Origin of the sequence: Nocardia sp. NBC_01499 (assembly GCF_045040275.1) — a bacterium.
Lineage (GTDB): Bacteria > Actinomycetota > Actinomycetes > Mycobacteriales > Mycobacteriaceae > Nocardia.
Genome location: NZ_CP109426.1, coordinates 1001456 through 1021548 on the forward strand (window position 1 = coordinate 1001456; position 20093 = coordinate 1021548).

A 20093-nucleotide genomic window follows, 5' to 3' on the forward strand; every position below is an offset into this window, starting at 1 on the left:
TCAGTGCGAGGTTGCATTGCGCGGGTGTGCGCGGCGGTCGCGCGGGCGGCGAACCGGGGGGACGAATCCGGGGTCGGACAGGCCGGACCTGAAGAGTCCGTAGGCGATTCGTCGTTGCGCGGACGTCTGGAGTTCGTCGCGCAGCGCACCGTCGCGCAGTAGTGCGTCGGGACCGAGCAGACCACCGACGACTGCCAGCGCACCTGCGGTGTCGCCATGGTCCAGACGTTCACGGACGCCGACGAGCCAGTCCGGATGACGGTGCGCCGCGTCGATGGCCTGTAGGCACGGCAGCGGAGTGCCGGTCAGCGCGACCAGCAGTTCCTCGCGGCGGATCTCGGCCTGGTCGTGGTCAAGAGCAGCCAGTACCCCGTTGACCAGACCGATTCTGTGCTGCTCTCCCCTGCATTGCACGAGGCGTGGTTGACCTGCCGGGTCCGAGACTTGGGGTGCGTCGGTCGGCGAATAGCCGGGTGCCAGAGCTGATGCGACCAGCGGATGCAGCCGGTCGGCCGTTATCGCACCGGCACGGAGCAGTTCCAGATCGGGCAGCGTCCAGGTCGACGCGTCGGGCAGGACCGGCAGAGCGGAGACGCCGCCGACCGGATATCCCGAGGCGATCCGCACCGTGGGTGTGTTGCCGCCCGTGTCCAGTTCCAGCACCAGCCGTTGTCCGGCTCCGAAACGCACGACGAAAGTACTGCTGCGCCGTCCCTCGGCGTTGCGCAGAATTTCCGCCTCGGCCGCCCATCTGTCAACGGCACAGCTGCCGGGCACTGTCGCGAGCAGCTCGGGGTCAAGCATCGGGCGGTTGTCCGGAACCCGCTCGGCGCTGGATCGAATCCGCAACTCATCGACCCGGCGGGCATCCCACAGGTGCCGATGCAGATCCAGGCGGAAGCGCCGGTTGGGCCGAGGATGCGGGTGAAGGCTTGTGCCGCAAGCGGATCCGTTCCACAGCGCGAGGCTGATCCGCTGACCGGCATCCGCCCAGGCCGGTGCGGTACGAACCACGAGCTGCAGGGGACGCGAGCCGCGCTGGTCCGGTGCCGACTCGTATTTGGCTAGCACGATGGTCAGGCCTGGCCGCAGCAACCCGTCGGGAGCGACCCTCGGCAGGTGCCATCGCAACAGGTCAGGAGCCAGATGGCGGAGATCGGCCCGGATTCGGGCCGCGAGTTCGTGCCCGTGGTTGCGTGCCACGGACCGCATAGTGAAATCGATATCGAAACCCGCTGCGGCGCAAGCACCCGCCCAGTCCCCCACCCGACGGCGGGAGGTTGCGGTCTCGATCATGGAGGGCGGCACGGCGAATGCACGCACGCGTGGCCAGAAGGAAAAGCGGGAGGTGTCCCCATTCGTGATGTCAGTGAGCATCAGCACTCACCTTGCACGAATGGAACCCCCAATCTTTGAACAGATTGAGTCATCATCGCGTTGATCATATCGTGCCGCGCCGACACCGGCCAGCCGAGGGGGCCGAGCAGCCCGACCCGACCCCTTCGACGATCGGCGTCGATCCCCAAGCGGCGCAACCGGATCGGCGCCACAGCCTGCGTTCCGTCAGTCGTAGTAGCGTTTCTTGAGTTCCGCCACCTTGGTCAGGAAATCCTCGATCAACTTCGTGGCCGCCTCGGCGGCGCTCGCGCGGAACTCGGCTTCGGATATCTCACGCACCGTGCCTGGTTCGATGCGAACCGAGAAATTCTCCATGCCTATCGCGGAGATCGTGATCCGCTCGTCGCTCGACTCGCCGATGGCCTCGATTTCGGCTCGCTCCGCGAAGAAGTTCAGATCATGCTGGTCATCGGCATCGATATGCAGGTCGGTGTATTCGATCGCCCGTCGATACTGTCGCTGCCACCCAACCCACAGCAGCCGCGCGATAGCGGTCAGCGCCCGCTCCAACCTCGAGTCGTCGACAAACGCGTAAGCGCTTTCCCCGAAAGACAATGTGATACAGGTACGCTGAGACAACTCCGCTTCGATTTCCGTCCCAGGCGCACACACACGCACCCGAATACTGTCCAGCCTGGTAGCCAAATCCATCACGGCCCCCACTCCTGTCTCTAGGCTGGGCTGCCCATGCCACTGTCACCGATGAGGTCGCGATCGTTCATCCCTGCCAGCTTCGGGCGAGCCGCGACAAGCTTGACCTTGTTCCCATTCAGGACGTCGATCAGCGCCCGCACTCGGTCGGTGATCTGCTGTGTCTCGACCTCTTGAATATGCTTCGTGAGATCGTCGATCGCCTGCGTCATCGAATTCATGATGGTGTTGACCGAGTCCCCGGATGCCGTAGTACTGGCCACGCCAGCACTACCCAGCGATGCGGCCGCTCCGATCGCGACGATAGGGGCGGTAGCACCCCCGGTCGCGATGGTGATAGCCGCTCCGGTGATCGTGCCGACAGCAGAGAGCACCGAGAAACCAAAACTCCACTTATTTTTACCGCAGCCACCGGCATTATCGAGCGCGTCCAGTGTGTGTTCAGCGATCTTGTCGATGTCATCGCGCGCTTTGAGCCACATCGCCTGGTGCGCTTGGAGGACACCTTTCATGGTCGACAGCGCCGTGAACTGGTTTCCGGACAGCGTTTTGAAAGTGTCGACGAAGTTGGCCTTGAACGCCATCGCCCCCTCGCCGGTCCAGCCTTGCAGATAGCCACCGTCGGATGTCATCTTGTCCAGATTCGGGTTCGACAAGCCGATGTCTTTGCTGAGGTCGGTGTGAGCGACAGACCCAGTATTCACTTTCTCCATGGCCCTGTTCAGATGGTCGATCAGCGGATCGTATCCAGCTGGATCGGGCAACCTGGAGAATGGCTCGAACTTTGCCTCGAGTAGTGCGAGGTGCGGCATGAATTCCTCGGGCCTGTGGACCCCCGCCGACCCGGACCTCTCCTTCGCCATCAAATCGGCGGCCTTCACCGTGATGTCCTTCGCGTGCTGCATCAGCTGGTCGAAACTCACCACTTACCGCCCAGTTCCGGGTCATTGTGCGCGCGGCGGTTCATCTCGTCGCCCGCCTCTCGATCGGTCTGCGCGTAATACCGCGCTGCCCTGTCCAATGCCGCGGCTGTGTCGTTCAGATTGGTCTTGGTTTCTTTCAGGAATCCTGCCACGGTGTCGTGCAGGTCTAGATAGGCCTGGTGCACCGGACCGAGCGGGTCACCACCGAAGTACGCTGGACGCCGCATTGCCTGGTCTACCTCAGCTCGGACACGATCGCAGTGACCGATCGTAGTGCCGTAGTCGTCGGAGATTACCGGGAAATCCGCTTTCGCCGCCTTCTCCAGTTCATACAGCTCGACGCCGAGCCGGTTACCTTGATGAACCACGTTCCCACCCTCGATCCTGATCCGTTCACACAGAAACCCCACCCCTTCGCTAAGTCTTGACGACCGGGCGCGGACACCTCAAGCCCCTAAAACCACTGACGCCATACCTCGGCGGGCCTCGGGCCGCACCGACCTCCCCACACGGTCCAACTGGGGAGCTACATCCCCCGAAACCATTGTCTTGCAAGATTTTTCGTTCGATCATTAGCGTGAGTACGCAACCGGTCGGGCGAGTCGATCGCGATGAAGTGAGGTACAGAGATGGAAGTTCTGCTGGAGCTGGCGCCACGCAACGCCGGCGCGACGGTCGTCGAAACGGATGTCCTCTTCGGTGATCCGGATCCACTGCACAATGTTGCCGCCTGCCCGGCGAGCAATATCTGCTATGACAACACCCAGATTTGCACCGTCAGCTATCCGCCCTTCAGCGACTAGCTGCTAGACCATCGGTGGATAACTCAGTGCGCGGCGAATCCGAACGGGCAATGTTTGTATGACGGAACTCGATCTCACCGATATCGAGCAGCGGGTGGCGCAGGCGGCGATCGAATACGATCACCGGCTGCGCCGGTCCCCGGTGTGGCTGTACGTGGACAACCCTGAGGTAGCGCTGCCCGATCATGGCTGGAAGCTACACATTTCGGCGCGTACCTCGGAATTCGACCGCATCATCGACATTGTTGTCCCGGTATTGCTGGCGGCCGGGTGCCCCTTCAAGATGGCTCGGTCACGGCGGGTACTGCAATCGTTGAACGACGGCAGAAGGGGCGGGGCATCGGTCGGCAAAGCGTGGACCATCTATCCGGATCCGGCACAAATCCGGCAGTTGGGAACCCAGCTTGCCGAATTGCTGCACGGCGAGAAAGCGCCTCGGGTGCTGTCCGACCGCAAGGTCACCGGCGACGCACCGGTCTACTACCGGTATGGCCCGTTTCGGCGGCAGCTGGTCGCGGCGGCGGACGGCCAACTGAGCATGCTGATGACCGGACCGAACGGCGAAAGCTTCGACGGCCACGCGAAACCGACCTACCGGCAGCCGCCATGGGTGGTGGATCCCTTCACGGGTCTGGTCGCCGACGACACCTCGGACCTGGTCGATATCCTCGGTGACCACTATCGCCCGGTGGACGGCTTACTCCAGGCCGGACACGGCAATGTCTACCGCGCGCAGGACACCCGTACCGGCGAATCCGTCGTCGTCAAACAAGCTCGCGCGTATGTCGCGGAATCGGCCTTCGGCGACGACGCCCGAATACGGTTACGCAACGAGCGGTACGTGCTCGAACGCCTTGCCGGAATAACGGGCGTCCCGAAGTACATCGACCATTTCCGGCACGGCGACGACGAATACCTGGTCACCAGTTTTTGCGGTGAATGCAACCTGGCAACGGATGTCCCCCGCAACGGACGCTATCGCCCTGACCCGTCATCGCATTCGGCCGCGGGACGAACACTCGACCGGCTGGCCACGCGACTGGCCCGGATCCTGACCGACATCCACGACAGCGGATTCATCGTCGCCGACCTCTCGCCGAAGAACATCGTCATTCGGCAGTCCACCGGCGAGCCGACCCTCATCGATTTCGGACTGTGTAATCACGGCACCGTCCGAATCCCCGGCGGCACACCAGGTTATGCATCGCCTGCACAACTGCACGGCGAGCCAGCGACCATCGCCGACGACCTGCGCGCGCTCGGGATGACGCTGCTGTTCGCCGCGACCGGCGCCGACCCGGTGACCACGGCAAACGATCCCCGCGTCAGCGCGTTGCAGACCATCCAGCGGATCTACGGCGACACACCCGTTCCGTCGATCCGGTGCGTCATCGGACTGTTGCACGCCGACGTCGATCATGCGCTCTCGGCACTGAAGGCGCTCAGTTCCGGTCACCCAGAACGATTTTCCGACACCACCGTGCTGCCGACAGCCATCGCGATCGGCCGAACCGACGTGCCCGAACTCATCGACCACCTGCTGGACGATCTCCTCGTCCGAGTCGACCAACTTCTCGACCAACCCGGCGGATGGCCCGAGATGAACGCCTACCGTGGCGCGACCGGAGTCGGCTTGGAGCTGCTCCACCACCTGCACCGGCCGGACGCCAGCGACATGGCGCGGCGCCTCGCACGATTCGCCGCCGACGGTGCGCAACGAACTCGACTCCAGCCCGGGTTGTTCGTCGGATCGACCGGTATCGAGGTACTGCTCCGCCGCCTCCGCGACGCGGGCCTCGATATCCCGACGCCGCCAACCGATCTCGCGACGGACTGGCAGCCCTACGGAGACGATCTCGTCGTCGGCGCGGCCGGTGTCGGACTCGGGCACTACCTACAAGCCGAGTCGGCGTCGACCGCACCACACGCTCGACAACACCACCTCGACGTCGCCCGGCGATGCGCGGACATGTTGGCCGATCACACGCACGCCGAATCGCACTACTCCGCCGAGGAACTCCCGGTGGCCGCCGGACTCGACGCCGCAGCCGGCCTGTCCCACGGACAAGCGGGGATCATCACCTTCCTCCTGCACATGACCCCCGATCATCCCGCGCTACAGACCCGGATCGACACGCTCTACCGGCAGACCCGCTCGCTCATCGAACGATCCGACCACACCACCGCCGTACCCCTGTGCGTCTCGTGGTGTCGCGGGCTGGCCGGAATCGGTACCACCCTGCTCCGGATCGCGGAAGTCCGCGACGACGCCGAGGCAATGGATCTCGCGATCGCCGCCGGAATCACCTGTGCCGCATGGGTTCCGTACCTTTCCTACCCCGGCGCCTGCTGCGGTATCGCCGGAGTCGGCGACTTCCTGGTCAGCCTGTCCGACGCCACCCACGACGATCGTTTCACCGAGGCCGCCTGGTCGGCGGCGACACAGCTGATCATCCGCGGCATCGCCGACGGCACCGAATCCGCCTACGCGACCGAACAATCCAACATCGTGTCCTGGGCAACCGGCCACGCCGGAACACTCGCATTCCTGCGCCGCCTGCACGCCGGAGACCCGCCGTCGACGATCGGACCGTTCTGACCGGACACCGCGTGATGCACATGCTGTGACGTCACCCTGCTTGACCAGTCCGAACACCGTGTCAGCGGACTGTCAGGTCGGTGCCAGCTCGGTGTAAGCCGGGCTGGCGACAGTATGTATGTGAACAGCACAGCAATTGCCACTTCCGGGCTGCGGAAGGCGCACCGTGACAAGACGATCCTCGATGGCCTCGATCTGGCCATCGGCGCTGGGTCGCACCCGATGCTGGGCACAGAATGGCTCGACCGCGCGATGCGGTATCTGCGCGGCGACCACACCTTCGCCCAGCTGATCCGCTTCACCCTGGTCGGCGGCTCGAGCAACATTGCCTATGTGCTGCTGTTCATCGCGATGAACGGGGCAGGCCCGCTCGTCGCCAATGTCGTCGGCTCGATCGTCAGCACGGTGATCGCGAACGAGCTGCACCGGCAGCTCACCTTCCACGCGGCCGGACGGGTCGACTGGTTCACCGCCCAGTGGGAAGGCGGCGGGCTTGCGCTGATCGGCCTGCTATTCAGCACGGCGGCGCTGGCCGGGCTCCAGTTCTTGGCACCCGGCCTCGGCGAGATCGCGCAGACGGGCGCCGTGATCGCCATCATGGCGGTGGTCGGCGGTATGCGCTTCCTCGCACTGCGCGGCATCGTCTTCTGAATCACGAAAGCCACACTCCCCGAACCGAATTCAGGTCAGTGCTGGCAGAGCCATTCGGTGCCGTAGTGCGCGGCGTTGTCACCGGTGAGATGCACCCAGTGGCCGTCGCCCTCGCAGGGCGCGCCTTCGACGGGGGTCGAGTTCTGCGGGGTGGTCGACGGAGGCTCGGTCGGCGGGGTGGTTTCGGGTCCGGCACCGTGATTGGGGTTGGTGCAGATGGTGCCCTCGCAGGGCACCCAGGTGCCGTCACCATTGGGGTTCTGGATGGCATTGGGGCCGATGTAGCTGCCGAGCGGGCATCCCGGATCTTGATTCTTCGCGCAGTACTCGGGACTCAGGTTGTTGCCGGTGGAACCGTCGGCGCCGCGCGGTCCGGGATTGGGGGTCGGCTGCGGTGGCACCACCGGTGTAGTGGCCAGTGCTGACGTGGTGGTGGCCGGTGCCGTCGTCGGAGTGGCGGTGCTGGTCAGTGTCACCGAGGTGCTCGGCGACGGCGTGGAGTCGTTCGAACACGCTGCCGCACCTGCGATGAGGACCATTCCTGCCAGAATTGGCAACAAGCGCTTCACCGAACACTCCCTCGCTAGTTCGACCTGCCATGACTGCCCCGTAACACAACGTCGAGAAACGCACCGCCTGACCACAGCGTAGGCCAGCGAACCTTCAGCAACGCGGACGAACACGCATAGTGGCGACTACTCGATGGATCTGCCCCGTGGGCGGTGCTGGTTCGACTCAGCGGCGATATCGACCGCTTCCGGAATGGCGATGGCCCCCGAACCAGGGCAGGTCCGGGGGCCTCGACCAGAAACCTACACCGACAATCCGCCTCGCCGACGGAATTCGCCGAACTCGGCCAGCAGGTTTATCGGGGTGAGGGGGTGTATGAACTCGTCGCCGGGTTCATACCGATGGACACGTTCTACCTGGCGGCGGTGGCCGACCAACCGAAAAAGGTCGCGGACGCGCCAGGGGCGACGGTCGCGGTGGGTTCACCCGTGCAGTCCTTCGACGCGTACACCAGGAAATCGCGCTTACCGCGGTTCTCGAAGCGAATGTCGCGGGCAAAGCCACTTGCCCAGCACGCGTTGAGGTCACTCAACTCCAGCGTGCCGTCGATAATCACTACCTCACGCCCGTCCCCGCCACCGAACGAACCGGTGGGCAGGGCCGAGACGGCGGGAGCGGCCACGGACACCGCGGCGACGGTCAAAGCACCTATGAGAGCAGGCATTACACATTTCACGAGCCGATACTACCGAATGGACGCACTCGCGGAGTTTCGCCGACCTGCGCACCGCGGTGAAAGGTATCGACCGTCTGCCCCCGAAGTTGTTGGCAGAACTGCGGTTACAGCAGCGGCGAAATCCTGCGCTGCCCAACGGTTTTCACCAGCCGCTGTGGCGGGTCCATACCGCGTCGATCGCGGTCGTGCTCGTCGAGCTGTTCACCACGTGATAGCGGTGGTGTTGGGCGGCGGTGGCGCAGGCGTGGTTGGGCAGGATGCGCAGGCGGGTGCCGACGGGCAGATCGGGCGTGGATCGGGCGCTGCCGGGGCGGCGGGTCAGGATGCCGTGTTCCTGGCTGGCTCCGGTCATCAGCAGGTCCGGGATGAGCTGGCCCGCGAGGTCGGTGACGAGGCCGTAGCCCTGATCGACCGATTGGATCTGGGTGCCGCGATCGCGCGAGGTGGCCATCCAGCCGCCGTCGGTGATGATCCAGTCTTTGGCGGGTTGATGGCCGATGACGGTGACGACCACCGACAGTGCGAGATCGTCGGCGGTGCAGACGCCAATGCCTGCCATGACGAGGTCGAAGAAGACGTAGTTGCCCGCTCGGACCTCTGTTATGCCGGTGAGGTCGGTGGCGCCGTGGGCGGTGGGGGTCGATCCGACACTGACGATCGGGCAGCGCAGTCCCGCGCCGGTGAGGGCACGCGCCGCGGCAAGCGTTACGTCGCGCTCGTTGTCGGCGGCTTGATGGAGTGCGTCGGGTGTGTACGCGAAGTAGGACTCGCCCGCGTGGCCGAGGACCCCGGCGAGATTGTCGGCAAGGAGCCGGCCGATCTCGACCAAGGTGGGATCGCTTGGTGTGATGCCGCCGCGGTGACCGTCGCAGTCGATCTCGATCAGCGTCGGGATCAAAATGCCGTGCTCGCGGGCGAATTGGGTGACGGCATGGGCTTGAGCTGAACTGTCGAGCAGGACGGTGAGGGTGACACCGCGGCCGATGAGTGCGGCGACACGGGGCAGTTTGTGCGGGTCGATACCGACGGCATAGAGGATGTCGCGGTAACCGGCGTCGGCGAAGTACTCGGCCTCGCCGAGGGTGGAAACGGTGATGGGCCCGGGTTCGCCCGCGTGCACGCGCCGGGCGACGTCGATGGACTTGCTGGTCTTGACATGCAGGCGCAGTGGTACGCCGAGTGCGTCGAGGTGGTCGTGCAGCCGGTGGATATTGCGGTCGAGTCGGGTGGTGTCGACGACGGCGAAGGGGGTGTCGGGGGTGTCCAGCGTGGTCACGGGTATTCCTGCGGGTTGTGGGTGGCGGCGTATCGACGCAGCAGTGCGGCGGCGAGGGTGAGGTCTTGGAGGGCGAAGCCGGAGCTGTCGAACACCGTGATGTCGTGGGGTGATCGTCGGCCTTCGGCGGCGCCGTTGAGGACGGCGCCCAGCGGGGTGAGATCGGCCGTGCCCGCGTGCTGGAACTCGCCGATGGTGCTGGACTGGTCGGGCAGGTCGCAGAACAAGCGAGCCCGGTTGTACAGCTCCGGCGGCAGTTCCTGCTTTCCGGGGCCGTCGGCGCCCATCGCGGAAATGTGGGTGCCCGGTGCGATCCACGCGGCGTCGAACAGCGGGTGGCGTGCGGTGGTCGCGGTGACGACGATGTCGGCCGCGGCGACCGCGGACCGCGTCTCGGCGGGTTCGGCAGGCAAACCCGTGTCAGTGGTTACGGCTCGGGCGAATTCGCGTGCGGCGTCGGGGCGGCGGCCGACCACGAAGACCTGTTGGATCGGTCGCACCCTGGTGACCGCACGCACCTCGTAGCGGGCCTGGCGGCCCGTGCCGATCACGGTCAGGGTGTGCGCGTCGGGGCGGGCGAGTGTGTCGACGGCGAGTGCGTCCGCGGCCGCGGTGCGATAAGCGTTGGCGGTCCCGGCCTCGACCACGGCGGCCAGGCGGCCGGTCTCGGGGCTGAGCAGCATGATGGTCGAGTTGTGCCGCGGTATCGCCATCTTGTCGTTGCCCGGCCAGTAACTACCGATTTTGACGCCGACCAGATCGCCCGCCGAACCGGATTTCAGAGTGAAGCGATTGGCGGACGCATGCCCGATCACCACCGGAAAAGCTGTGCCAATTGTGCTCGCCAGGAACGCTTCTCGCGCGGCCTGCAGCGCGAGGTCCGCATCGATCAGCGACGCCGACTCGGACTCGAGGATCAGCACCGGGGCGTCGGCGGGTTGGCGGGTTGCCCGAAAGACGGTGTCGGTCATGACTGTTCGCTGTCCTTCTTCACAGTGGTCAGGTCGTTGTAGAGGCCGGTTCGGGAGATGCCGAGGCGCTTGGCCACGCGCGCCGGCGCACCGCGTAACGCGAAAACGCCCGCATCATGCAGCGCGCGAACAAGTTCCAGCCGTTGCTCGCGCCCCAGCGCCGACGCGGGCACCGCGTTGGCACGTTCGGCTCGCTCGATCACGGAGTCGAGCACTTGATCCAGCTCCCCCGAGAAATCCGTTGCTGGCACCGGTGCATCCGCGACCACGGACAGCCCGAGCAGATCCGTCAACACACCCGTGGCCCGATTGATGGCCGAGAGGTCGATATTGATGCACAAGGCGCCGATCAGCGCCCCATCGGCATCGAACAGCGGCAGCGTCGTACATTTCAGCAACCGCCCATCCTGAGCACGCGTGAGATACCCGACCTCATTGCGCGCATCCACCCCCGCGGCCAAAACCCGTAACCCGATCTCGCTCATGGCATCCCCGACACCACGACCGGTGACCGCCCCGGCCACGGCGGCCACCGACCGCTCCGGATCGCGATAGTCGTGCAAAACAACCTCACAACTACGCCCAAATGTCGCCGCGATCCCCGCAACCATCGGCCGCACCGCGGCAAACACCGCATCCGCAGTGCTACTCACTTCTCCCCCACCGACACCACCAAAACCGCCGCGACCATCCCACCGACTCCTTAACAAAGTGTCCACATCTGAACAAAGTGTCACACACCAGCCGCAACCACGCCACCCAACCGCGACGTTCGTCCCGTCGGACGTCTATGACCTGCCCGAGGCGCGACAGCGACGAGTCAGGAATTGCGATACACCGACGGACGCACTCCGGTATGTCGCAAGAAGCGGTCGACAGTGCGCAGCCTTCATACGCCGAACCAGTGGGCGAGCGAGGATTCCAGTTCGTCGGTGCCGTAGTCGGCGCCAGCGGTCCAGCACACGTAGCCGTCGGGACGGATGAGCATCGGCTCGGTATCGGCGCCCTGGCCCGTGCGGTCTACCCGATCCGACCGAGGGGCAACGAGTTCGGCAAGTTTGTCGGCCGGGTCGAGCAGGATGCCGCGGCCGGAACGCAGCAGTTCGTGTAACCGGGTCGTGCCGATGTTCAGGTCCGGTGCGGGGAGGCCGACCAGTGGCCGGTCGTCGCTGCCGGGCATGGCGTAGCGGATGCCCATCCCGGAGAGCATGTCGTCGAGGTGGTACTGGACCTCGCGCAGTTGAGTCAGCGATGCGAACAAGTCCCTGGCGGCGACCACGTCCGGGTCGTTCGTGCCTTCCCGATCCATCAGCAGGCTCTGCGCCTGGACATTGCGCAGCACCGCGGCCGCGACCGGGTGCCGTTCGGTGTGGTAAGCGTCGAGCAGCTGTTCGGGAGCCCAATTGTGCACGGCGGCACCGAGTTTCCAGCCGAGATTGAGCGCGTCGCCGATTCCGGTGTTCATGCCTTGCGCACCGATCGGGAGATGGACGTGGGCGGCGTCACCGGCCAGGAACACGCGCCCGTGCCGATACTGAGCGGCCTGGCGGGCCACGTTGGTGATGCGGCGGGCGTAGCGCAGTTCGAGCAGTCGCACCCGTTCGCCGAACACGCTGCGCAGGCCGTCGCGGATTTCGTCATCGGTGACGGGAACGTCCCTGGACAGGGACCACTTCGGCCCGCCGAGGGCAAGCCGGTGCAGTGGCCTGCCCTGCGGGTCGGTGCCAAGCGGGAACACCTGCGCCGAATAGCCGTCCTCGCTCCGGGTGCGGGTCAGCGTTGGGACGTCGCCGTCCAGCCGAACGTCGGCGGCGATCGTGGTCGACGTCCCTACCCGCCCGGGGAATTCGGCGCGTACCAGTGACCGCACGGTGCTGTGGCCGCCGTCGGCGGCGACGACGTATCTCGCCTCGATGGTGTGGTCGTTGGCGAAGGTCGCCGTCACACCGTGGTCGTTCTGCGTGAGTTCGATCAACTCGTGGTCGCGTCGGACATGGATGTCGTGTGCGGCTGATCGAAGGCCTCCTGGGCGCGCGACTGCACACCGCCCGCCTTGGACAACTCGCTGCGCCGCGCGAGCTTGTCGACCAGCACAGCACGCACCCCCGCTACCCGCAGTTCGTTGGCCAGCGTCATGCCGGTCGGGCCCGCGCCGACGATGAGCACCTCGGTGTCCATGGGTTTCTCCTTGTGTCGCAATGGATTCGGTCGGATCGACCGGACACGACAACGGTGCGTCCGCCGGGATCGCCGAGCTCGTGACCGGGCTCATTGTGTCGATATCCGACAATGACTACCGTCGCCGCAGTGGAATTCGTCATCGATGAGCTGGATCGTCGTCTCCTGCACGCCTTGCAGATCGATGGCCGGGCCGCATTCAGCGCCATCGCCGCGGCTCTCGGCGTGTCGGATCGCACCATCGCCCGCCGCTACGCCAGGTTGCGGTCGGTCGGTGTGGTTCGGGTGATCGGCGGGATCGATCCGACCGCGCTGGGTGGGACGACCTGGTTCCTGCGGGTGCGCTGCGCACCCGCCGCGGCCGTCCCGGTCGCCGAGGCGCTGGCCCGGCGAGCGGACACGTCATGGGTGAGCCTGCACTCCGGCGGCAGCGAGATCAGCTGCACGGTCCGCACCGAGAACGAAAACGACAGCGAGGCACTGCTATTGGCCAAACTCCCGCGCACCCCCCGGGTGGAAGGGGTGACCGCGCACTCGGTGCTACACGTCTTCTACGGCGACTCGGACAACCTGATCGCCAAGCTCGGTGCGCTGAACGCGGACGAGGCCGCGCTGCTGCGCCCCTCCTCGGTGCCGTATCGGCCGGGTCCGGTGCGACTCGACGACGGCGACCGCAAACTCCTCGCCGCACTGGCCGATGACGGGCGGACCAGCGTCGAGCAGTTGGCCGCGGTGACCGGCTGGTCACCGACTACGGTCCGGCGGCGGATGACCGAACTGCGTGAACGCCGGGTGCTCTACCTCGATATCGACATCGACTGGCGCCAGGTCGGCCTCGGCATCCGCACCCTGTTCTGGATCTCGGTCTCCCCCGCACATCTGGAGCAGGCCGACGCGGCACTTGCCGAGCATCCCGAGATCGCTTTCGCCGCAGCCACAACCGGCCGACGAACCTGTACGCGACCGCAGTATGCGCTGATCAGCGGGAGCTGTATCACTATCTGACTACCCGCGTCGCGGCCCTGCCCGCCATCACCCACGTGGAAACCGCACCGGTGATCAGGACCGTCAAAAAAGCGGCGAATCCTGCTTAGTCGCAGTCGATTCGACTGTTCGCCGCCGAAACTCCCTGGAATTCGCACGGGGACTCGCGCCGTTGAACCCTGAGGTATGGCCCACCGCACGCACTGAAGGAGCTTCCACGATGGACGTTTTCATCATCGGCATCACCGGCGGTATCGGTGGTCTGCTCGCGCGGAAACTGCGGTCGCGAGGAGACGCGGTGCACGGGCTGGTGCGCCGAGATGAGCAGCGGGCCGAGCTCGAAACGCAAGGCATCGACGCACACGTCGGCGATCTGTCCAGCATGACCGAGGAAGAGCTGGCTGCGATGTTCGGCGATGTCGACGTGATCGTCTTCAGCGCCGGATCCAATGGCGACACAAGGGAAGTCACGAAGGCGATCGACGGCGACGGGGTGACGAAAGCGATCAAGGCGGCCCACCTCGCCGGGATCGAACGCTTCGCCCTGGTCTCCGTGCTCCCCGAATCATGGCGGGAACGGGACAACGGCGAGGAGGTCGAGTACTACTTCGCCGTCAAGAAGAACGCCGACATCGCACTCAGCCGCAGCGAACTGAACTGGCTGATCCTGCGTCCCGCTTTACTTCTCGACGGCCAAGGAACCGGCACCATATCCCTCGGTCCCGCGGAGTTCCACGGCGAGATCACTCGCGACGACGTCGCCAGCACCCTCGCCGAACTCCTGCACGAGCCCCGCATCGCTCGCCAGATCCTCGAACTGAACACAGGCTCGACCCCGATCGACAAGGCGGTCCGCGCGAACGTCCGCTAGTCGTGCCCGATTGCCGGTGCGGCCGTGGTCGGCAGGAATTGCGCGAGTTGGTCGAGCAGCTCGTTGGGTTGCAGGCCGCGTTGCTTGCCGGTGGCGTCGTGCGCGGATCGCGTCGATGAGATGCGCGGTCAGCGGGCTCAGTGATGGCCGTCTCATCGCTATCCGGTTGCCTAACCATGCCGAAAGTGTACAGTCCTGTATTAAATACATAGTTGTATATTTTCCGCGTGTCACCCGAATCAGCTATTCAGTTCTGCCCCCGCACAAGCGCAGGAGGAATCCATGGCACACGGCAGGCTTTCGTTCGAGGTCAACCGCATCAGCAGCGCACCGCCGGAGACGCTGTTCGCGCTCGAGACAGACGGCGCCAACTGGTCGCAGTGGTCGAAACCGGTGATCGCGCAATCAAGTTGGGACCGCCAGGGTGATCACGAACCGGGCGGCCTCGGCGCCATCCGCAAGGTCGGCCTGTGGCCGATGTTTCTGCGTGAGGAGACCGTCGGATACGAGCAGGACCGGCGGCACGTCTATCGGTTCATCGGCCCGTTCCAGCCGGTGCGCGACTACCGCGCCGAGGTGGTCTTCGCCCCGACGCCCGCTGGCGGCACCGACCTGCGCTGGACCGCATCGTTCCGGGCCAGCTCATTACCCGGCGTCGACCTCGCCACCCTGTTCCTCAATCGGATGATCATCCGGGCGCTCGCCGCGCGACTCATCCGGGCGGCCGAACGCATCAACCAGCAGGCGACTACAGACCAGCGTTCTCGCCTATGACCAACCAGGAGCTAACGATGACCACCGTAAACGAGACCGCACCCAACGCTGCTCCGGGCCTTGCGGATTCGGACTACGCCGCGGCATGGGCCGCACGCTCACAGGAGGAATTCGCCAACGCCTTCGCCGAGGACGTCGTCTTCGAGGTGCCGATGGTGATGACCCGTCCGGTACGCGGCCGCGAAGCCGTCGCCTACCTCCTCGGCTCGGTCAGCAAGGTGTACGAGACGCAACGGTTCACCCATCAGGCCACCAATGGCCCTCGCACGTATATGGATTGGGAGCTGACCGTCTTCGGCGGCGAGATCATGCGCGGGGTCACCGCCTTCACCCGCGGCGACGACGGCAAGATCACCCACCTCGCCGTCTATCACCGCCCGATGCTCAGCGGCCTGCGGTTGTCGTACTACGCCGGTCAAGTCATGGGCGAGAAGTTCGGTCACGACCTGTTCTACTCCCACGAAGCCGCGCAGGCCGAGATCGACAAGGGCGGTCCCACCGACCTACCGGAGCAAGCACGCGCGACGTAGCTGCGGCATGCCGGCATGCGGTCACTCAGGAGCGGCCGGATCAAGCGTGGCCGCCGCCCAATTCCGGCTTGTGCAGTCGTGGTTGCGTGCCGAAGGTTGGCCGATCGGTGGTATCGACCGGGTCCGGTACCTCGACCGCGGCAGCCCGATTGTCCGGGCGAACGGCGGACCTGGCATCGACCTCGCGTCGCGCGAAGGCGATATCGCGCGCGCTGCGCACCGACAACCGGCCGAGTGAGGTTGCGGCGAAGAACAGGATCAGCGCGCCGAGACCGTAAAAGAAGGTCAGTTGCAGGATGGCGCGTTTCAGGTCGGAATTCGCGACCGGGTCACCGACGGCGCCGATGTTCAGCAGGTCCGCGAGGAACGGTCCGATGATGAACCACAAGCCCGCAGCCGCTGCCAGCCAACCGCCGAAGCCTGCGACGAGGCGGTTGCGACTTGCCAACATCAACAGCCCGCCGACGATCGCGACGACGCCGGGAAGTACCTCGAGCCAGCCACGCGCCGATGTCCACACCCATGAGTCATCCGGCGTGAACGAGAAATCGAAGTACGGCCCGAGGAATGGAACCAGCGCACCCCAAATACCGAGTAAGAACACCGCGAGCCCACCGAGGGCTCCCCGACTGCGCGGAATTCTGAGCGCCGGGCCGCGGTCCGCGGAAACGTTGTCATCGACGTTCATCAGAGCCTCCAGTTGTCGAAGTAACTGCTTTTACCGCCTACCCGCGGCACACAGACTTATGCACAAGTCACATAAATAGGCCTGCACGGGCCGCGACCGTAGCCTGGACAGGTGGGAATTGTCGGCCGCGAGCCTGATAGGGCGTGGGACTTCGCCGGTCCGGCCGATGCCGGGCCGCGAGGTGTCGCGATCATCGGCTACCGCGACACGGGTGGCGCCGGGTTGGACCTGCGGGTGGCCGGGACGGCGGCGGTCACCGTGGTGATCGAATTCGGGGGTCGCGAGGTGATCGTCGACGACGCAGTCGGGCGGCGGGCGCTCGACGGCTTCGTTGTCGGGCTTCCCGTCGAGGCCATGCGGATTCGTAGCGAGCGCGCCGAGTGCGTCGAGGTTCGCCTGTCGCCGATCCAGGCGTATTCGCTATTGGGTTTTGCCCCAACAGATTTGGGCCGTGGCGCGGTCGCCATCGAGGATCTGTGGGGACAGCAGGCTCGGCGGCTGCGTGAGCAACTCGCGTCGGCCGGGACCTGGGACGAGCGTTTTGCGTTGACGCAATCGTTTCTGGCACAACGTGATCGGCCGATGCGGACGCCCGACCCCGAGGTGCTCGCCAGCTGGAATCGCATCCTCACCTCCCGTGGCCAGGTGCGAATCGGTGCGCTCGCCGAATCCCTTGGCTGGAGCCATAAGCGGCTGCTCGGGCGGTTCGAATCGCAGATCGGCCTGACCCCCAAGCGAGCGGCGATGCTGGTCCGATTCCGGTATGCGGTGGACGGTCTGTTGGCGGGCAGGCCCGCCGCCGAGGTCGCCATGGAGTGCGGGTACACCGATCAGGCTCATCTGTGCCGCGACGTGTCGCTCTTCACCGACAACACGCCGGGGGCACTGTCGGCGCACTATCAGCCGACCATCGCCCGGCATCGGCACCGGGCCTGGGGAAATTTGTCCAATACCGTGCGGGATCAGTAGGTCGATAGTGGTGGCACCTCGGGTGCGGCGCGAACCGTCACCCCATCGACAACAAGAGGACAGCCGCCGTGAGTACCCTTGACCCCACGAAGCTACAGGCCGCCCTGGATACCCTTCATCGCGCGGGCATGCCTGGGGTTTTCGCTGAAGTGCGCGACGCCGACCAAACATGGTGCGGTGCAGCCGGACTCGCCGATGTCGCCACCGACCGCCCCAGCACCGCCGATATGCGACACCGCGTCGGCAGCATCACCAAAACGTTCACAGCGGCCGCTGTGCTGCAACAGGTGGAGCACGGCGAATTAGCGCTCGATACACCGATCGGCCACTACCTGCCACAGCTGGTTCCCGGCGAACGCGGTGGGTCGATCACGGTCCGGATGCTGATCAATCACACCAGCGGCCTCGCCGAATACCTCCCGCATGCTTACCCGTCGCTCGCGGCTTTCCCCATCGTGGCGAAGACGACACCAAAGAGCTTCGACGACAACCGATTCACCCGTTTTCACCCGACCGAGCTGATCGAACTCGGCGTCGCCGCAGCCGCCGTCGGTGCCCCTGGTGGCACGCCCGGGGTGTACTCGAACACCAATTACCTACTCCTGTGCCAACTCCTGGAGTTGGTGACCGGTACCTCGGCGGAGAAGTGCATCACCCGCAACGTCATCGAGCACGCCGGGCTGCACGACACCGAGCTCCCGGCCGGTCCGTATATCAACGGATCGCACTCACTGCACTACGAGTCGTGGTTCGGCATGATCGACCCGCCGCGCGACTACAGCGTCTATGACATGTCCTGGGTGGGGCCCGCGGCTTCGCTGATCTCGACCGTCGCGGACCTGAACCGCTTCTACGGTCTGCTGCTGTCCGGCGAAATCATCAGTCCATCCTCGCTGGCGCAGATGCAACGCACCGTTCCGGTCATCTCGTTCGAGGGGAAGACCATCGACTACGGTCTCGGCCTGCACAAGATGACGATTCCCGGGCACGGCATCTATTGGGGCCATGACGGTTCCGTCTGGGGCGGCGGCGCGATGTCCATGACGAGTGCCGACGGCCAACGACAAATGTCCGTCGCGGTGAACCTGCAGCGGTGGAACCAACTCGACGCCGAGGGAAAGCCGCAGGCCCATCCCATCGATGACGCACTTCGCGCTGTCATCCAACTGGCGCTGTGCGATTGATACTCGCACCCGGCAGCGTGACGCGGATCGACGCGCCGCCGCGATCAGAGGTATCGATCGTGATCGTCCCACCGTGCCTCGTCACCACCTGTTCGACGATGGCAAGGCCAAGGCCGGATCCGGGCATCGAACGGGCGGCCATCGTCCGATAGAACCGCTCGAACACCAACTCCCGCTCCGCGGGCGGGATCCCGGGCCCGGCGTCATTGACCGCGAATTCCATTACACCGTCCTCGGTTTCGTTCATGACAACGGCTACTTCGGCGTCTTCCGGACTCCATTTCGCGGCGTTGTCGAGCACATTCAATACCGCTCGCTCCAGGTCGGCCGCGTGACCGCGCATGAACCACGGACGCAACTCCGCGACGAACGTGACGCCGGTGCGGCGGCGACGCACGCGTTCGAGCGCATGCTCCGCCACCTCACCGATATCGACCAATTCGCGTGCCTCCGCTGGAGCTTCCTCGCGGGCCAAATCCACCAGATCGCTGACCAGTGTGGACATTTCCCCAATTTGAGCGAGCACATCCGAACGCAGCTCGGCCATGTCCTGCTCCGGAATCGCTGGCGCATCAGGGCGAAACGAGGAGATCAGCAGTTCTATGTTGGTGCGCAACGACGTCAGCGGGGTGCGCAATTCGTGACCGGCATCGGCGACCAGACGACGTTGCCGCGCTTGCGATTCCGCGAGTGCCCGCAGCATCGTATTGAAACTCTCTGTCAGCCTGGAGAGTTCGTCGTCGCCCGTGACCGGAATCGAGGTCAGGTCACCGGTGCGTGCGATCCGTTCGGTGGCCGACGTCAAGCGCGCAACGGGCCGCAATCCGGTCCGGGCGACCGCGGCCCCCACCGCGGCGGCCAAAACCACACCGCTGCCACCGATCACGAGCATCAGCCAGGCCAGCCGATCGAGCACACCCTGAGTCGGCCGCAATGACTGCCAAATGACCAGCGTCGTCCCGCTTTTCATCCGCTCGGCAAGTACCCGTTGATTGTCGCTTGTCCGTAAAGAGAATTCGGAAGCGCCACGCGCGACCGCCAACTCCAGCGCGCCGATCGGCGGACTGATCTCCCTAGGCAGTGCGACCCACTCGTTGGCCTCCGGGTACTTCAGCGCGATCGAAACATCACTGGAATACAGTGCGCCCAACGTCAATACGAATCGAAAGTCGAGCGCATCGAGCTCGCTGTCGATCATCCCCGTCGCTCGCGCTTTCAACTGCTTGTCCACATCGGCGTACAGCGCACGTGACACCACCGCATAGGCGGTGATGGCGGCCAGCGCGACCGCCATTGCCACCACCGTGGCCGCCAACAGCGTCACCCGCCAGCGCAGTGTGACCGGACTCGTCAACGGCGTCGGGTGTCGCATTTCGTGCGCATCGACTTGCGGTGAC

Annotated in this window: 21 protein-coding genes and 1 pseudogene; 9 read left to right on the top strand and 13 right to left on the bottom strand. The window is 65.2% G+C overall.

Features of this window, described 5'->3' with window-relative positions; genetic code table 11:
* The 4 genes from OG203_RS04490 to OG203_RS04505 form a co-directional block, all read right to left on the bottom strand.
* Positions 1-1377, bottom strand: a complete 1377-nt coding sequence (locus tag OG203_RS04490) for a hypothetical protein (protein ID WP_405164381.1) — start codon at positions 1375-1377, stop codon at positions 1-3.
* Between the two features lie 186 nt (positions 1378-1563).
* Positions 1564-1953, bottom strand: a complete 390-nt coding sequence (locus OG203_RS04495) for a hypothetical protein (protein ID WP_405164382.1) — start codon at positions 1951-1953, stop codon at positions 1564-1566.
* Between the two features lie 116 nt (positions 1954-2069).
* On the bottom strand, positions 2070-2972 hold the full coding sequence (locus tag OG203_RS04500) for a hypothetical protein (protein WP_405164383.1): 903 nt from the start codon (positions 2970-2972) through the stop codon (positions 2070-2072).
* On the bottom strand, positions 2969-3340 hold the full coding sequence (locus OG203_RS04505; protein ID WP_405164384.1) for a hypothetical protein: 372 nt from the start codon (positions 3338-3340) through the stop codon (positions 2969-2971). Before OG203_RS04505 ends, OG203_RS04500 begins: the two co-directional genes overlap by 4 nt.
* Before the next feature lie 261 nt (positions 3341-3601).
* Here OG203_RS04505 and OG203_RS04510 point away from each other — a divergent pair, with 261 nt between their 5' ends.
* From OG203_RS04510 to OG203_RS04520, 3 genes are all read left to right on the top strand, one after another.
* Entirely contained in the window at positions 3602-3775 is a 174-nt protein-coding gene (locus OG203_RS04510) for a hypothetical protein (protein WP_405164385.1), read from the top strand.
* Positions 3776-3833: 58 nt separating this feature from the next.
* Positions 3834-6374 carry a lanthionine synthetase LanC family protein gene (locus OG203_RS04515; RefSeq protein WP_405164386.1) on the top strand — a complete coding sequence of 847 codons (2541 nt, stop codon included), beginning with the start codon at positions 3834-3836 and terminating at the stop codon, positions 6372-6374.
* Between the two features lie 222 nt (positions 6375-6596).
* Positions 6597-7025 carry a GtrA family protein gene (locus OG203_RS04520; protein WP_405167769.1) on the top strand — a complete coding sequence of 143 codons (429 nt, stop codon included), beginning with the start codon at positions 6597-6599 and terminating at the stop codon, positions 7023-7025.
* Positions 7026-7060: 35 nt separating this feature from the next.
* Here OG203_RS04520 and OG203_RS04525 read toward each other — a convergent pair.
* The 7 genes and pseudogenes from OG203_RS04525 to OG203_RS04555 all read right to left on the bottom strand — a co-directional run.
* Positions 7061-7405: pseudogene (locus tag OG203_RS04525) on the bottom strand (hypothetical protein); the annotation flags it as partial.
* A gap of 542 nt (positions 7406-7947) precedes the next feature.
* Positions 7948-8223 carry a hypothetical protein gene (locus tag OG203_RS04530; protein WP_405164387.1) on the bottom strand — a complete coding sequence of 92 codons (276 nt, stop codon included), beginning with the start codon at positions 8221-8223 and terminating at the stop codon, positions 7948-7950.
* A 190-nt stretch (positions 8224-8413) separates the two neighbouring features.
* On the bottom strand, positions 8414-9547 hold the full coding sequence (locus OG203_RS04535; RefSeq protein WP_405164388.1) for a DSD1 family PLP-dependent enzyme: 1134 nt from the start codon (positions 9545-9547) through the stop codon (positions 8414-8416).
* Complete coding sequence (locus tag OG203_RS04540) at positions 9544-10518, bottom strand: ornithine cyclodeaminase family protein (RefSeq protein ID WP_405164389.1); 975 nt, start codon at positions 10516-10518, stop codon at positions 9544-9546. Before OG203_RS04540 ends, OG203_RS04535 begins: the two co-directional genes overlap by 4 nt.
* Positions 10515-11129 (bottom strand): transcriptional regulator, encoded by a 615-nt coding sequence (locus OG203_RS04545; RefSeq protein WP_405164390.1) that lies wholly within the window; start codon positions 11127-11129, stop codon positions 10515-10517. Before OG203_RS04545 ends, OG203_RS04540 begins: the two co-directional genes overlap by 4 nt.
* A gap of 278 nt (positions 11130-11407) precedes the next feature.
* Positions 11408-12463 carry an FAD-dependent monooxygenase gene (locus tag OG203_RS04550; protein ID WP_405164391.1) on the bottom strand — a complete coding sequence of 352 codons (1056 nt, stop codon included), beginning with the start codon at positions 12461-12463 and terminating at the stop codon, positions 11408-11410.
* 26 nt (positions 12464-12489) lie between these two features.
* Positions 12490-12696, bottom strand: coding sequence for an FAD-dependent monooxygenase (locus OG203_RS04555; protein ID WP_405164392.1), 207 nt, complete (start codon positions 12694-12696; stop codon positions 12490-12492).
* A 111-nt stretch (positions 12697-12807) separates the two neighbouring features.
* Between OG203_RS04555 and OG203_RS04560 the strand changes: the two genes are divergently transcribed.
* The 4 genes from OG203_RS04560 to OG203_RS04575 all read left to right on the top strand — a co-directional run bounded on the left by OG203_RS04560 (position 12808) and on the right by OG203_RS04575 (position 15855).
* Positions 12808-13701: an Lrp/AsnC family transcriptional regulator gene (locus OG203_RS04560; RefSeq protein WP_405164393.1), complete on the top strand. Its 894-nt coding sequence runs from the start codon at positions 12808-12810 to the stop codon at positions 13699-13701.
* A 199-nt stretch (positions 13702-13900) separates the two neighbouring features.
* A complete protein-coding gene (locus OG203_RS04565) occupies positions 13901-14551 on the top strand; it encodes an NAD(P)H-binding protein (protein ID WP_405164394.1) in 651 nt (216 codons plus the stop codon).
* Between the two features lie 282 nt (positions 14552-14833).
* The gene (locus OG203_RS04570; RefSeq protein ID WP_405164395.1) at positions 14834-15325 is read left to right on the top strand and encodes an SRPBCC family protein; all 492 of its coding nucleotides are present in this window, start codon (positions 14834-14836) and stop codon (positions 15323-15325) included.
* A 17-nt stretch (positions 15326-15342) separates the two neighbouring features.
* Positions 15343-15855 (top strand): nuclear transport factor 2 family protein, encoded by a 513-nt coding sequence (locus tag OG203_RS04575; RefSeq protein WP_405164396.1) that lies wholly within the window; start codon positions 15343-15345, stop codon positions 15853-15855.
* Between the two features lie 40 nt (positions 15856-15895).
* On the opposite strand, the gene OG203_RS04580 is transcribed toward OG203_RS04575, so the two are convergent.
* Complete coding sequence (locus tag OG203_RS04580) at positions 15896-16543, bottom strand: hypothetical protein (RefSeq protein WP_405164397.1); 648 nt, start codon at positions 16541-16543, stop codon at positions 15896-15898.
* A 111-nt stretch (positions 16544-16654) separates the two neighbouring features.
* On the opposite strand from OG203_RS04580, the gene OG203_RS04585 reads away from it, so the two are divergent.
* Together OG203_RS04585 and OG203_RS04590 are read left to right on the top strand one after the other, a co-directional pair.
* Positions 16655-17512: a helix-turn-helix domain-containing protein gene (locus tag OG203_RS04585; RefSeq protein WP_405164398.1), complete on the top strand. Its 858-nt coding sequence runs from the start codon at positions 16655-16657 to the stop codon at positions 17510-17512.
* A 68-nt stretch (positions 17513-17580) separates the two neighbouring features.
* A complete protein-coding gene (locus OG203_RS04590; RefSeq protein ID WP_405164399.1) occupies positions 17581-18696 on the top strand; it encodes a serine hydrolase domain-containing protein in 1116 nt (371 codons plus the stop codon).
* Here the strand turns inward: OG203_RS04590 and OG203_RS04595 are convergent.
* A complete protein-coding gene (locus OG203_RS04595; protein WP_405164400.1) occupies positions 18671-20068 on the bottom strand; it encodes an ATP-binding protein in 1398 nt (465 codons plus the stop codon). The genes OG203_RS04590 and OG203_RS04595 overlap by 26 nt on opposite strands.
* Between the last annotated feature and the right edge of the window lie 25 nt (positions 20069-20093).

What these genes read in the sequence shown, in the direction of transcription:
- OG203_RS04490 (WP_405164381.1), bottom strand. Translation starts at nt 1,377, where the DNA reads ATGCTCACTGACATCACGAATGGGGACACCTCCCGCTTTTCCTTCTGG.
- OG203_RS04510 (WP_405164385.1), top strand. Translation starts at nt 3,602, where the DNA reads ATGGAAGTTCTGCTGGAGCTGGCGCCACGCAACGCCGGCGCGACGGTC.
- OG203_RS04515 (WP_405164386.1), top strand. Translation starts at nt 3,834, where the DNA reads ATGACGGAACTCGATCTCACCGATATCGAGCAGCGGGTGGCGCAGGCG.
- OG203_RS04520 (WP_405167769.1), top strand. Translation starts at nt 6,597, where the DNA reads ATGCTGGGCACAGAATGGCTCGACCGCGCGATGCGGTATCTGCGCGGC.
- OG203_RS04540 (WP_405164389.1), bottom strand. Translation starts at nt 10,518, where the DNA reads ATGACCGACACCGTCTTTCGGGCAACCCGCCAACCCGCCGACGCCCCG.
- OG203_RS04545 (WP_405164390.1), bottom strand. Translation starts at nt 11,129, where the DNA reads ATGGTTGCGGGGATCGCGGCGACATTTGGGCGTAGTTGTGAGGTTGTT.
- OG203_RS04555 (WP_405164392.1), bottom strand. Translation starts at nt 12,696, where the DNA reads ATGGACACCGAGGTGCTCATCGTCGGCGCGGGCCCGACCGGCATGACG.
- OG203_RS04560 (WP_405164393.1), top strand. Translation starts at nt 12,808, where the DNA reads ATGACTACCGTCGCCGCAGTGGAATTCGTCATCGATGAGCTGGATCGT.
- OG203_RS04565 (WP_405164394.1), top strand. Translation starts at nt 13,901, where the DNA reads ATGGACGTTTTCATCATCGGCATCACCGGCGGTATCGGTGGTCTGCTC.
- OG203_RS04570 (WP_405164395.1), top strand. Translation starts at nt 14,834, where the DNA reads ATGGCACACGGCAGGCTTTCGTTCGAGGTCAACCGCATCAGCAGCGCA.
- OG203_RS04575 (WP_405164396.1), top strand. Translation starts at nt 15,343, where the DNA reads ATGACCACCGTAAACGAGACCGCACCCAACGCTGCTCCGGGCCTTGCG.
- OG203_RS04580 (WP_405164397.1), bottom strand. Translation starts at nt 16,543, where the DNA reads ATGAACGTCGATGACAACGTTTCCGCGGACCGCGGCCCGGCGCTCAGA.
- OG203_RS04595 (WP_405164400.1), bottom strand. Translation starts at nt 20,068, where the DNA reads ATGCGACACCCGACGCCGTTGACGAGTCCGGTCACACTGCGCTGGCGG.